The sequence below is a fragment of the Fibrella aquatilis genome (assembly GCF_017353255.1).
Classification (GTDB): domain Bacteria; phylum Bacteroidota; class Bacteroidia; order Cytophagales; family Spirosomataceae; genus Fibrella; species Fibrella aquatilis.
The window spans coordinates 36882-50487 of record NZ_JAFMYU010000001.1; the positions used below are offsets into that span (position 1 = coordinate 36882).

The 13606-nt window shown below is 53.8% G+C and carries 11 protein-coding genes; 6 read left to right on the forward strand and 5 right to left on the reverse strand.

Features of this window, described 5'->3' with window-relative positions; genetic code table 11:
* Positions 1-49: 49 nt before the first annotated feature.
* From J2I48_RS00200 to J2I48_RS00225, 6 genes are all read left to right on the forward strand, one after another.
* The gene (locus tag J2I48_RS00200) at positions 50-1072 is read left to right on the forward strand and encodes a sensor histidine kinase (RefSeq protein WP_207333364.1); all 1023 of its coding nucleotides are present in this window, start codon (positions 50-52) and stop codon (positions 1070-1072) included.
* Positions 1069-1767 carry a LytR/AlgR family response regulator transcription factor gene (locus tag J2I48_RS00205; RefSeq protein ID WP_207333365.1) on the forward strand — a complete coding sequence of 233 codons (699 nt, stop codon included), beginning with the start codon at positions 1069-1071 and terminating at the stop codon, positions 1765-1767. Before J2I48_RS00200 ends, J2I48_RS00205 begins: the two co-directional genes overlap by 4 nt.
* An 83-nt stretch (positions 1768-1850) precedes the next feature.
* Entirely contained in the window at positions 1851-1991 is a 141-nt protein-coding gene (locus J2I48_RS00210; protein ID WP_207333366.1) for a hypothetical protein, read from the forward strand.
* Between the two features lie 66 nt (positions 1992-2057).
* Positions 2058-2684 carry a TetR/AcrR family transcriptional regulator gene (locus J2I48_RS00215; protein ID WP_229375682.1) on the forward strand — a complete coding sequence of 209 codons (627 nt, stop codon included), beginning with the start codon at positions 2058-2060 and terminating at the stop codon, positions 2682-2684.
* Between the two features lie 82 nt (positions 2685-2766).
* Complete coding sequence (locus J2I48_RS00220; protein WP_207333367.1) at positions 2767-3597, forward strand: SDR family oxidoreductase; 831 nt, start codon at positions 2767-2769, stop codon at positions 3595-3597.
* Between the two features lie 597 nt (positions 3598-4194).
* Positions 4195-8403, forward strand: a complete 4209-nt coding sequence (locus J2I48_RS00225; protein ID WP_207333368.1) for a PA14 domain-containing protein — start codon at positions 4195-4197, stop codon at positions 8401-8403.
* A gap of 100 nt (positions 8404-8503) precedes the next feature.
* Here J2I48_RS00225 and glgX read toward each other — a convergent pair whose 3' ends face one another.
* The 5 genes from glgX to J2I48_RS00250 form a co-directional block, all read right to left on the reverse strand.
* Entirely contained in the window at positions 8504-10609 is a 2106-nt protein-coding gene (glgX, locus tag J2I48_RS00230) for a glycogen debranching protein GlgX (protein ID WP_207333369.1), read from the reverse strand.
* Between the two features lie 313 nt (positions 10610-10922).
* Positions 10923-11378 carry a ferritin-like domain-containing protein gene (locus tag J2I48_RS00235; protein ID WP_207333370.1) on the reverse strand — a complete coding sequence of 152 codons (456 nt, stop codon included), beginning with the start codon at positions 11376-11378 and terminating at the stop codon, positions 10923-10925.
* Positions 11379-11482: 104 nt separating this feature from the next.
* The gene (locus J2I48_RS00240; protein WP_207333371.1) at positions 11483-11827 is read right to left on the reverse strand and encodes a DUF3140 domain-containing protein; all 345 of its coding nucleotides are present in this window, start codon (positions 11825-11827) and stop codon (positions 11483-11485) included.
* A 48-nt stretch (positions 11828-11875) separates the two neighbouring features.
* Positions 11876-12583, reverse strand: a complete 708-nt coding sequence (locus tag J2I48_RS00245; protein WP_207333372.1) for a YiaD family glycine zipper/OmpA-like lipoprotein — start codon at positions 12581-12583, stop codon at positions 11876-11878.
* Between the two features lie 245 nt (positions 12584-12828).
* Complete coding sequence (locus J2I48_RS00250; protein WP_207333373.1) at positions 12829-13581, reverse strand: DeoR/GlpR family DNA-binding transcription regulator; 753 nt, start codon at positions 13579-13581, stop codon at positions 12829-12831.
* Between the last annotated feature and the right edge of the window lie 25 nt (positions 13582-13606).

The following is a 13606-nucleotide window of genomic DNA, read 5'->3' on the forward strand; positions in this document are numbered from 1 at the left end:
CCCTTCCTGTTGGGTGACAGAGCCGGACTTTGTTGGGTAATATTGTTGTATGAAATGGAGCAGCCGACCAGACACGTCCCTGATTATTGCCCACCTGCTGCTGTGGGGGCTGTTTCTGCTCCCGCCCGTCCCGTATTACCTCGAACGTATGTCGGTAGGGGGAACCGTGCTGGCGGTGGGATTTGGCTGGGTCTATTTTGGGCTACCCGTCTATGCGAATGGGCTTTATTTTCTGCCCCGGTTTTTCTTTACGGGCAAGCGGCTGACTTACCTCCTGCTCACGCTGGTTGTGCTGCTGCCCTATGCCTGGGCAGGTACCTGGCTCTTCAAGTTCGTAACCCTCGAAAAGCCACCCCTCATTTTTCTGATTGCCCGGTTCTATACGCTGGCCTTCGCGTTTGGCTTTATCGACCAGTATGTGCATCGGCAGAAAACCCACAACCGACTGCTGCAACTGGAGAGCCAGCAAAACAGGCTGGAACTAGACCGGCTAAAGGCGCAGGTGAACCCTCATTTCCTGTTCAATACGCTCAATAACCTCTACACCCTTACCCTAAACCAGTCGCCACAGGCCCCCGATGTGGTGTTGGGTCTGGCTAACCTGATGCGCTACCTGTTTACGACCAATCATGCCGACAGGGTTCTGCTAACGGAGGAAGTGGCTTACCTTGATCAATATATTGCCCTCGAACGCCTCCGGCTGAGCACAGAACGGGCCGTGATCACGTTTGTAGTACAGGGACCAGTGGCAACGGTTCAACTGCCTCCCATGCTGCTGATTCCCTTCGTGGAAAATGCCTTTAAACACGGTGTTGAGACAGATACAGGGCAGGTGTTTGTAGCGGTGACGCTGGCGGTGCAGGATCGGGACTTGTTTTTTGAAGTCGAAAACAGCAAACCTGCGGAGCCATTCTTTCCAGACCACCTTAACCTGACAGGCGCTTCGCCCAACACAGGCACGGGGCTGTCTAACGTACGGCAGCGGCTCGCGCTGCTGTATCCCAACACATATCAGCTTGCTATCGATGACCAGCCATTGACGTATAAAACCACGCTCGCCATACAGCTATGACGTTCCGCTGCCTGATTGTAGATGACGAACCCCTGGCCCGTGACCTGCTGACTCAGTTTATTGGTCAGCTTCCCAGCCTTACGCTGGTGGCCAGTTGCCCCGACGCGCTGTCGGGCCTGACCGTGCTCCATACCGAACCGGTCGATTTGCTGTTTACCGACATAAAAATGCCTCAGGTATCTGGTATTGAACTGATCAGATCCCTATCGAAGCCGCCCAAGGTCATCCTGACAACGGCTTTCTCCGACTATGCCCTCGATGGTTTCGAGGTGGGAGCCGTCGATTATCTGGTCAAGCCTTTTTCATTTGCCCGGTTTCTGCGGGCTATTGACCGCGCTCTGGGCCGGGCGCAGCCAGCCGAATCAACCAGCCAGCCTGTTGCGGCGGCCACGTTCCTTTTTCTGAAAGTAGACAAGAAAATAGTGAAAGTAATGCTGGCGGATGTGCGCTACTGGCAGGCCTACGGCAACTATGTGAAGGTGTTTCTGCGCGACGGTCGGCTGCTGCTGGCCACCGAAACGATGACCCATCTGGAGACGTTGCTCCCCGCCGATCAGTTCATCCGTGTGCATAAGTCCTATATCGTAACCCTCTCGGAAGTCACAGAATACCAGCCCACTATGGTTTGTCTGGGTACGGTGTCCGTACCAATTGGCGACCGCTACCGCCGACAGTTTCTCGACGCCGTTGGCTGACTGAGTTGCTCAACATCGCAAGAACCGGGTTTCCAGGGCCGTTCGTCAGTTCTACTTTTGGTCAGCAACCAAAACGAATGACCATGAACCTGTTGCGTGTATGCCTGCTACTGCTTATCGACGGCGTTGACCCGTTTCGCTACCCACATTTTGAAGGATCGCGGGGCGAAACCATTATTATCGGCACCGGCATTGGCCCCTGGTGTACCAATGATCTCCCGTGAAGGGCAGCCTGGGTGTTGTATGGAACGATTGACTAAGCTGAATAAAAATTCACAAATCTTTTGCAGATGAATTTTTATTCAGCTTACTTTGTGGTGCTCATTCGCCAACAGATCATGCGCACCAAAGACGAAGCCAAAGAACAACTCATTCTCGACACTGCCCTGCGACTCATTATGCAGACGGGTTTGGCTGGATTGAAAATGTCGGAACTAGCCAAAGAAGCGGGCGTGGCTACGGGCACGGTCTACATTTATTTTGCCGATAAGCCTGACCTGATCACCCGGCTCTATGCTTACTTGCTCCGCAAAAGTCTGAGCGACCTCAACGCGGGCATCGAGGCGAGTGATCCGCTGCGGGTGAAGATTCAGAAAATAACCCGTAACTACCTGGATGACAACCTAAATAATCCTGCTTACACCGCCTTTTTTGAGCAGTATTACCGGTCGCCCTACTACGTCCTCAGCGACGGTCTGCGGGCCGAAGAAACCACTGTCATGCAGCCTGTTTATGACCTGATTGTGGCCGGTCAGCAGCAAATGATCATTAAAGACGCTAACCCCGATTTGCTCCTGACGCTCGTGTGTGGTATGCTCGATGAATTGGCCAAGCAGGCGCATTTTACGGGGCAGTCCGTCAGCGACAGCGACTGGGATATTACCTTCTCGGTGATCTGGGACGGAGTTAAACGATAACAACTACGCTTCAACGGGCTGAATCGATCAGCTTTTTTTGCCTATTTGCTGAATATTTTTTCATCATAAACCAATATATTTCATGTCTATCGCTTCATCTTCCCGTACCGTGGCCATCACTGGTACATCATCCGGCATTGGCCGGGCTGCCGTCAAAGCATTCTCCGACAACGGCTGGCGCGTAGCGGCTACCCTCCGCAACCCCGCCAGAGAAACAGACATGCAAAACTGGCCGGGCGTAAGTCTCTACCCTCTCGACGTGACCGATACGACATCCATCGATACGGCGCTACAGGCCATCCTAGCCGACTTTGGTCAGGTGAACGTGCTGGTGAACAATGCAGGTTATGGCGTGGATGGTGTGTTTGAAGCTATGACCGACGAGATCATCGAGCGGCAGTTCAACACCAACGTTTTTGGCCTTATGCGCATGACCCGCGCCCTCATCCCGCACATGCGGCAGCGGGGTGGCGGCACCATCATTCAGATTGCCTCTATGGGTGGTCAGCTGGCGTTTCCCTTGTTCAGCATCTACCATGGCACCAAATGGGCTGTGGAAGGGTTTACCGAATCGTTGCAATATGAACTGAACCCGTTCAATATCAGGCTCAAGCTAATTGAACCGGGGGCTATCAAAACCGAATTTTACGGAGCTGGTCGTGAGATGGTAAAGCCTATGGGTACAGCCGCTTATGATGCATTCGTGGCCAAGTGCGACAAAGTAAACCAGGAGAGTGGTGCCCAAGGCGAATCGGCCGAACTGGTGGCTGCCGCCATCTATAAAGCCGCCACCGACGGCAGTCGGAAACTGCGTTATCCCGTAGGCGCACCCGCCCCTTTGCTGTTGCGCCTGCGTAAGCTGCTACCCGACAGCCTGTGGTTTGGTGTGGTAAAGAGCAGCTATAAACTTTAGTTAGCCTTACCAACTGCGCGATAAAAACAGTATTGAATCCGCCCGATTTACAGGCCCCCACTATTGCCAACTGTCGGCCTCACGCCTGACAGTTGGCAATAGTGGGGGCCTGTGGTTTACACAACTCCTGACAGCTGACCTGACTTAGGTTAGCGGCCGAAATTAGTGATTGACTTATTGCAGTAAAGAATAGGGCTTAAAGAAGCTGCCTTCCACCAGTACTATTTTTTTTGTAAGTAGATTAATTACATACCGTGGGTGCATAATTTAGCCAATAACAATAACAAAATCAGCTGGTTAGGTTCTAAAAATAAAAACTTTTCACAAAGTAAAAAAACATATACAATAAGGTAAGTTGGGTAGTTATATTATATTACACAAGCATTTTGCCGCGTTAAAAATTGGCCTGTTTTTTGTTAGTACACACTGATAATCAGTTTGTTCGCTGTTAAAAAAAACGTCACATCCATTCAGTAAATAAAAAATATAATTTGATCGAATGGTTTTAACACACTAAGTTTACAGAACAACAAGGGTATTTTTACTCAGAAGCTCGTGCCTGGTCTCTTCATCCATCTTCATGATTACGCTCTTCCTGTGCATCATCAGAAACCCAACCACCCCAAAGTCAGCCCACTTGTTACGTTCGGATTCATCGCCTTGCTCGTCTTTGGCAATGCTTTTTTTGTTGCCGGACAAATCACCTATTACGTTGCCAGTTCGGGTAATGACGGCAACGGAGGGCGCTCAGCAGACAATGCATTTCAGTCCCTCAATAAGGTCAATAGCCTGACGCTGCAACCCGGCGATCAGGTCTTGTTTCGGCGGGGCGACACCTTCCGGGGCACCCTGCTGATTCGGCAGTCGGGCAACGCCGGTCAGCCAATCACCATCGACGCATTCGGGTCGGGCAACAAGCCCGTGTTGACGGGTGCGGTGCCGGTGACCAACTGGAGCAACGTAGGCAACAACACTTGGCAGGCAAACATCGACCTGGGTAGCCGCACCACGGGGGTCTACAAAAACGGTTCGGCCCTGCCGTTGGGCCGTTACCCGAACCTGAATGCTGCCAACCGGGGCTACCTCACCATTCAGTCGCATACTGGTAAAGGAAAACTCGACAGCAAAGACGATCTTGGCGGCATTGACTGGACCGGGGGTGAAGCCGTTATGCGCAGTACGCAGTGGATCATGGATCGGGCCACCATCACGCAGCAAAACGGTAAAAGTCTGAACCTCAGCAACAACAGCAGCTACGACATAGCCGACGGTTTCGGGTTTTTCATTCAGAATCACCCCGCCACGCTCGACCAACCGGGCGAGTGGTACTATAATCCGGCTAATAAAACGTTGCGGATATATGACAGCAGCGATCCCAACGGGCAGACGATCACGGCCACGGCCTATAGCGAAGCCGTCAACCTGAACGGCGTCTCGAACGTTACGCTCCGCAACCTACAGCTCACGCAGGCGTTGAGTACTAACTTACTGATTAACAACGGATCAGGCATTACACTGTCGGGCGTGGAAGTGACCAACGCAGGCGAAGATGGGGTCCTGATTAAGGGGAGCGGCAATGCTGTATTAATGGAAAACGGTCTGATTCAGGACGTAAACAACAATGGTTTTGCCATTGGTACTTACCAGAACGTCACCTTTCGGGGCAACACTATGCAGCGCATTGGCCTGGTGCCGGGCCGGGGCAAAAGCGGCGACGGTACCTACACCGGTTTCCAGTCGGCATCGAATACCAACACGCTGATTGAGAATAATGTGATTGATCAGATTGGGTATAACGGGGTCAATTTTGCCAACAACACCACGCTGCAGCGCAACCGTGTGTCGAACTTCTGCGTCACCAAAAGCGACGGCGGCGGGCTGTATATCTGGAACGGCAACCATCAGGCCATGAGCGGTGTACGGCTACTGAACAACATTGTTTTCAACGGCATTGGCACGGCGGAGGGCACACCCGGCGGGGCTTATTCGGGGGCCAACGGCATCTACCTCGACGACTGTACGACCAACATTGAGGTAACGGGTAACACCGTGTTTAACTGTAAAGGACTGGGTATCTACCTGCACGGCTCGTCGGCGGTGCAGCTGAAGAACAATACGTCCTACAACAATGGCGAGGCGCAACTCTCAATGACGAGCATTCCAAACTCGTGTTCGCCTAACGGAAACGTCATTCAGAACAACGTATTCGTGAGCCGCACGACCGACCAACTCGTGGCCAAATATGAGTCGCACCTGAATGATCTGGGTAACTACGGGCAGTACAGCAATAACGTATATGCCAGACCGTTTGACGATAACAACAAGATTCGCATTGTCTATGGCGTAAACGGCAACCTGATCGGGGCTGACCGCCCCTTGGCCGACTGGCAGAGCCGTTCGGGACAGGATGCCGGTTCGACCAACAGCCCAATTACGTACAACCCGGCTATGCAAAACCCCAACGACTACCTTCGGCTGGAGTATAACGATACGGGTAGCGATAAGACGATTTCGCTGGGCGGCAACTACCGTGACGCTCGCAATACGCTCTACACTAACCAGATAACGCTGGCGGCGTTCACCTCGGTGGTGCTGTTGAAGGTAGACAGCCCCCCGCCGCCCGCCCCACTCCGCGACCCGGAAAACCCGGCCAACGCCGTAGTGGGGCTAGACTATAGCTACTATGAAGGGGCCTGGGGGCAGGTGTCGGACCTGACGGGCGTGACGCCTATTAAGTCGGGGCAAACGGGTCAGCCCGACCTGGGTCAGCGCAACCGAGAAGAGAACTTCGGACTGAAGTTTACGGGCTACATCAACATTCCCACCGATGGTCAGTATACCTTCTACACCTACTCTGATGACGGCAGCAAACTCTACATCGGCACTACGCAGGTGGTAGACAATGACTTTGGTCATGCCGAACAGGAGCGGAGCGGCACTATCGGCCTGAAAGCGGGCCGTCACGCCATCACGATTCCCTACTTACAGGGTGGCGGGGGCAAGGCCCTGAGCGTGAGCTACAGCGGCCCAGGCACTGGCAAGCAGGTTATTCCCGCGTCGGCCTTTTACCGGATTGGCACGCCGCCACCACCGCCGCCAGCCAACCTGCGCGACCCGGAAAATCCGTCCAACGCCGTGGTGGGGCTAGATTATAGCTACTATGAAGGGGCCTGGGGGCAGGTGTCGGACCTGACGGGCGTGACGCCTATTAAGTCGGGGCAAACAGGCCAGCCCGATCTGAGTCAGCGCAACCGAGAGGACAACTTCGGACTGAAGTTTACGGGCTACATCAACATTCCCACCGATGGTCAGTATACCTTCTACACCTACTCTGATGACGGCAGCAAACTCTACATCGGCACTACGCAGGTGGTAGACAATGACTTTGGTCATGCCGAGCAGGAGCGGAGCGGTACTATCGGCCTGAAAGCGGGCCGTCACGCCATCACGATTCCGTACTTGCAGGGTGGCGGGGGCAAGGCCCTGAGCGTGAGCTACAGTGGACCCGGCATTGACAAACAGATTATTCCGGCAGGGGCTTTTTTTCGGGTGGGTGCTGGCTCACCCCCGCCCGCCTCGAACTTGCGCGACCCGGAGAATCCAGCCAACGCCGTTAATGGCCTTGACTACGGGTATTATGAAGGTAGCTGGAGTCAACTGCCTGAATTTAGTACGCTTACGTCTGTAAAGTCGGGGCAGGCGGGGCAGCCTGATCTTAGTCAGCGCAACCGGGAAGACAACTTTGGCTTGCTCTTCAAAGGCTATGTGAACGTACCTACCGACGGGCAGTATACGTTCTATACGTACTCGGATGACGGTAGTAAACTATACATCGGCACCACGCAGGTGGTCGACAACGACGGAGGGCATCCAGAGCAGGAGCGCAGCGGCAGCATTGGTTTAAAGGCCGGTAAACATGCCATCAGCATCCCCTATTTTGAAGGTGGCGGCGGGCAAAACCTGGTGGTAAGCTACAGTGGCCCCGGCATCGGCAAACAAACCATTCCTGCATCGGCGTTCTACCGGGTGGGTGGTGGATCACCCCCACCAGCAGGTGGTACGGGCACTGGTTTGTTGGGTAATTACTTTAACAACAAGACGTTAACGGCTCCCAGTGTTCTCTCCCGCACCGACGCTACCATCGATTTTAACTGGGATACCAACTCACCCGCCAACGGCATCAGCGTCGATAACTTCTCGATCCGCTGGTCTGGCCTCGTGGAAGCACCCGTAAGCGGCAACTACGTCTTTACCACCACCGCCGACGATGGCGTACGCCTGTGGGTGAACAACAACCTGGTGATCGACAACTGGAACGACCACCCCCCCACTACTGACAACAGTCAGGGTATCAGCCTGGTAGCGGGGCAGAAATACGCTATCCGAATGGAGTATTACGAAAGCGCGGTAGGGGCCATGGCGCAACTGAAATGGTCGTATCCGGGTCAGGGTCAGCAGGTTATCCCGCAAGTTCGGCTATATCCCGGCTCGGCCTCATCGCGGATAGCGGCAGACAGCGAACCCGTGGTTCAATCGCTCACGCAGGAGGTGACAAGCCAGGTGCAGGTATACCCCATTCCGGCTCAGCATGAGCTGACGGTGAAATTCCTGGCCACCGAAGCCGGCGAAGCGAACCTGCAACTCAACAGCCTGGCGGGCATTTCGGTGCTTAAACAGACCCACCCGCACGCCACCGGTCAGCAGACCATCTCGGTCCCCGTCCGTGATATACCCCGCGGCTACTACCTCCTTACCCTCCTCCACAACAACCAACGCACCACGAGGAAGGTGTTGTTGGTAGAATAAAAGAGCCAAGAGGTGAGAGCCAAGAGCCAAGCTGGCTGACGCAGGAATACGCTTGCGTCAGCCAGCTTGGCTCTTGGCTCTCACCTCTTGGCTCTTTCACCTATACCATTCTCAGCAATACCGAACTGCGGCCGGGTACTACGAAGGGGGTTTTCACGTCGATGCGCTTGCCGGACTCTACTTCGCCGGCGGCGGTGTCTACGATCACTTCGTAGTGCGTCCGCGACTTGTGGGGGGCGGGCAGCGTAAAGGGAATTTCGCCCCAGTAGCTGTTCATGACCCAGAGCAGCTTGCTCTTGCCTTCGTCGGTGTCGCTGATCTGCTGTCCTGTTTCATCCTGCTCTTCTACCCGTGCTCCGTCGATCCAGAGGGCCAGACAGCGGGTGTCGGGGTTGGCGTAGTCTTCGGGCGTAAAAGGCTGACCATCAGGCCGTAGCCAATCGATTTCTTCCTGCAAATAGAACTTGCGGCGGTTTAGCAGCGGGTACTTCTGGCGCACGGCAATCAGCTGACTGGTGTAGTCGAAGAGGGCCTGGTTTTTATCATCCCAGTTCCAGTTGAACCAGCTGATCTCACTGTCTTGGTTGTAGCCGTTGTTGTTGCCATGCTGAGTACGGCCATATTCGTCGCCCATCATAAACATGGGCGCGCCCTGACTGAGTAGGAGGGTGGTGAGGAAATTACGTTTCTGCTGTTCGCGGGCGGCGTTGATGGCGGGGTCGTCGGTGGGGCCTTCGGCGCCCATGTTCCAGCTTTCGTTGTTGCTTTCGCCGTCGTTGTTATTCTCGCCGTTGGCCTCGTTATGCTTTTCGTTATAACTGACCAGGTCGTTGAGCGTGAAGCCATCGTGCGCGATGATGAAGTTGACGCTGTTGCCCGGTCCGCGGCCATCGGCGTAGAGGTCGGGGCTGCCCAGGGTGCGCAGGGTCATTTCGTGGGCCAGGCCTTCGTCGCCTTTCCAGAACTTCCGCACACAGTCGCGGTATTTACCGTTCCACTCAGACCAGCGCACCGGAAACTGCCCCACATGATACGAGCCAATGTCCCAGGGTTCGGCAATGAGCTTCACCTGACTCAAGATCGGGTCCTGGTTGGCCGTATCCAGAAACGACGACACGTTGTCGCCCAGGTTGCGAATCAGGGCCGAGGCCAGGTCGAACCGGAAGCCGTCGACGTGCATTTCCTGTACCCAGTAGCGCAGGCTATCCATCACCAGCCGCAGCGTTTGGGCGTGGGTCAGGTTAAACGTGTTGCCTGTGCCCGTGTGGTTCATGTAATACTGCGGGTCTTCGGGTACAGTATGGTAGTACACACGGTTGTCGATGCCCTTAAACGACAGCGTAGGCCCAAATTGGTTGCCCTCTGAGGTATGGTTATAGACCACATCGAGGATCACTTCGATACCCGCTTCGTGCAGGTTTTTTACCATCTGCTTGAACTCATGCACCACGTTGTCGCTGGATGCATAGCCGTTGTGGGGCGCAAAAAAACCGATGCTGTTATATCCCCAGTAGCTTTCGTTGCTAAACTGATGCACCGGCAACAGTTCGATAGACGTGATGCCCAGCTTCTTGAAATAGTCGATGGCTTCGGGCGTACCCAGGGCGGCGTAGCTCCCGCGAATGGACTCGTCGATGGTGGGGTGCTGGAAGGTAAAGCCCTTCACGTGCATCTCATACACCACCGATTTGTGCATGGCCGTACGCGGCGCTTTGTCGTCGGCCCAGTCAAACTCAGTCGAGTCGATGACCACGCTTTTAGGGGCCACCTTGCCACTGTCGACATCGCTCATGAGCATGAACCGGTCGTCGGCATCAGATGTATAGTCGTAGCCCAGCGCATCGTTTTCACCGCCTACCACGCCGTGAATTTCGCGGGCGTAGGGGTCGAGCAGGAGCTTGTTGGCGTTGAAATAATGGCCTTCTTCGGGGGCGTAGGGGCCATCAACGCGATAGCCATAGAGTTGCCCGGCCTTGATGCCTTCGAGGTAGATATGCCAGACGTTTTCGGTCTTTTCGGTCAGCTCGATCCGGTGGGTTTCGCGCTCACCGCGTTTCGAGGAAAACAGGCATAGCGACACGCCCGTGGCATTTTCGGAGTAAATAGAGAAGTTAACGCCCTGTTCATCGACAGTGGCACCCAGCGGGTAAGGCTGGCCCGGCCGCGACGGTATGGTGGCCGTCGAAGCGTGAGGAGAAGTTGTCATAACGGTTGTTGTAAATGGTATAGAGTACCACAGATTAAACCGATTTCGGGGCGAAATGTTGGGATGGAGGACGATGGGAGGCTAGATTATGACCGTTGTCTTGACCAGGCGACCCTGGCCTGTGTCTCCACAGGCCTACGCTTGCGTCAGCAATGCAAAACCATTTTGTCGAAAGAAGATACAATATTTTTCGAAGGGTGATGCGTCCGAAGCCTGGAGCACGAAGCTGTTTTAGTAACGTTCAGAAGCGTTTACCCCTAAAAACAAAAAAGCCTGCACTCAATGAGCGCAGGCTTTCCGATCCCACCATTCACTACACTACCAAAGCCAAGCGTCCCATTGTTGCATGGGCCGACTCGACTTTACTCTTCTGGCGGAGCAACAACTCACGAGTACTGGCCGCTACGTCGGTTTGCTCGAGCACACTTTTATATTCACTCAGGGCCTCAGCGTCGCCGCGTTGGCACTCTTCGGCTACTGCTTTGTCTGAACTACCCGACACGGCCGACTTAATGTTGATCCAGGCGCGGTGCAGGTCTGAAGCCAGGCTGGTGCCATTATCGGGATCACCACCCAAGGCGCGGATTTCGCGATCAAGCTCAGTGCCGAATTCAGCGCGTTCCCGCGACTGGGCCAGAAACAGGCTCTTCAGTTCGGCGTCTTTTACATTCTCAGCGGCCTCCTGGTAGCCTTTCTCGGCGTCATGGGCGCTGGTCAACAGTTTGTTCAGTTGGTCGAGGATTTCACCCCGGGTTTCTTTCACGTTCATAACGGAATTTGTTTTTGTCAATTAACAGAAGATTGTCATCTAAATGCAGCTTATCGACAAATGAATGACAATTTGTTTCTATTAATTGTTTACTTTTTATTGATTTACTTTTTTTGTGGATCGTGCCCCCAATTTTTCAGAGAATAAAGCCAGTTACTGCCTTCAACTTCGGCTGGTTTCTGGGCTGAATGACGCTTCACGTAGCTAATTACTTTGTGCATGTGTACGTAATCATCATCAGTAAGCTCAGCCTGCTTCTTGTGCAGAATCTCGATAATCTTTTTGCCAGACTGATGACCGGTCGACTCTGACGCACCATCTTTCTTTTGGCCTACTTCCTTTGACTCCGGCGTGTCAAGCCACTTCTCTATGGCAGCTGGGGTCATGTTTACTGCTTCCTTGAAATCGGCGTAAACCTGTTTTTGGTCGTCGGCGTGTTGCGCTGCCATAGTAAAAAATGGCGCAGGTATTTATCTCCTGCGCCAATAATTAGGTGATTATTCTACTTTGCCAGCTTTGGCATCGTTTTTCAACTTGTCATTCGCGAATACAGCAATATCAACGCGGCGATTTTTTGCCCGGCCAGCTTCTGTCGAATTGTCGGCAACGGGTTGCGATTCACCATACCCTTTTTCGTCAATTCGCGCACCTCTCACACCTAATGATTGCAGGTAAGAGGCAACGGCATCGGCCCGTTGTTTCGATAATTTCAGGTTGTAATCATCTGGTCCCTGAGCGTCGGCATGGCCTTCAATGACAAGGTCCGTGTCGGGGTATTTATCCAACGTTTTGGCAAAATCGGTCAACTGACGTTTAGTGGCATCCTTCAGGTCATACTTGTTGACATCGAACAGGATATCGGAGTTGAACGTGATCTTGATGCCTTCGCCTACCCGTTCTACAGTAGCGTTGGGCAGATCGCGCTTCAGTTCTTCGGCTTGCTTATCCATCCGACGACCGATAACGGCCCCTGCGGCCCCACCCACGGTAGCACCCAATATGGCACCCAATACAGTGTTGCCCGATTTGCGGCCAATAACGCCACCCACCACGGCCCCTGATGCGGCTCCGATGCCGGCTCCGCGTTGAGTCTTGTTGGTGTTCTTTTTAACAGATTTACAACTCGTCAGCACATCGCTGGCGGTAAGGCTCGTAAGCAACAGCAAAGCAATGGCTGTGTTACGATTGATGATGAAGTTGGACATAGCGTTGTGAATTGTTCACTCATCTATTAGCCAAAACACGTACCAACACCGGATCAGCCACTGCAAATTGCCAGTAGCAACAAGGCTTAAGCCCTACTAATCAGCTAGTTATTAGTATATAAAATAAGTCTAGTAGGTTGTCGGTGTTTTACATTGGTAGCCAGATGCATAGCGTATGGTCGACAAAATGGGGAATTAGTTCTACGTAGTATGTGGAGTAATAGTACCCGTACTAAAGCCGATTGTCAGACTAGCACGGTAAGCCCCGCAGCCTGGTAGGCATCGATCAAAGCTGGTGGGGCTTCTACATCGGTGATGAGCGTCTGGACCAGGCTCAAGGGCGCAAAGTGGAAGTAGCTGTTCTTCTCCAGCTTCGACGAGTCGCAGAGGAGGTATGTATGGGTAGCCTGCTGTGCCATGGCCAATGCCGTGCTGGCCTCATACTCGCTATTAGCACTCAGTCCGTTAGCCACCGATACGCCGTCGACACCAATAAAAGCCCTTGTGGCCCGGTACTGCCGCATGTGCCAGTCGGCCATGAGGCCATGTACGGCCTGCCGCCCGGCATCTAACTCACCCCCCACCAGATTCACCTTCACCACCGACCCGATCAGTTCGGCCACGACAGGTAACGAGTTAGTAATGACCTGGATACGCTTATGGCGAATGAATTGGCACACCTGGAAAACGGTGCTGCCACAGTCGAGGAACACACTGTCGCCATCGGTTAGGGTGTCGGCAGCGAGGCGGGCAATGTGCGTTTTTTGTTCGACCCGCTGCGCTACTTTATTCTCGAACCGAACCGGGTTGTTGGCCAGATCGAGGCGCATGGCCCCGCCGCGGGTGCGATATAGCAACCCCTGCCCGGCGAGTTCGATCAGGTCGCGCCGCACGGTCATGTCCGACGTTTGTAGCAACAAGGCTAGTTCATGCACGTCGGCAGTGCCCGCCTGCTCAAGAGTTTGCAGAATTAAGCGCTTACGGTGTTGAAAATTCATTAGGATAGGCTTCTTTTGCTCAAAA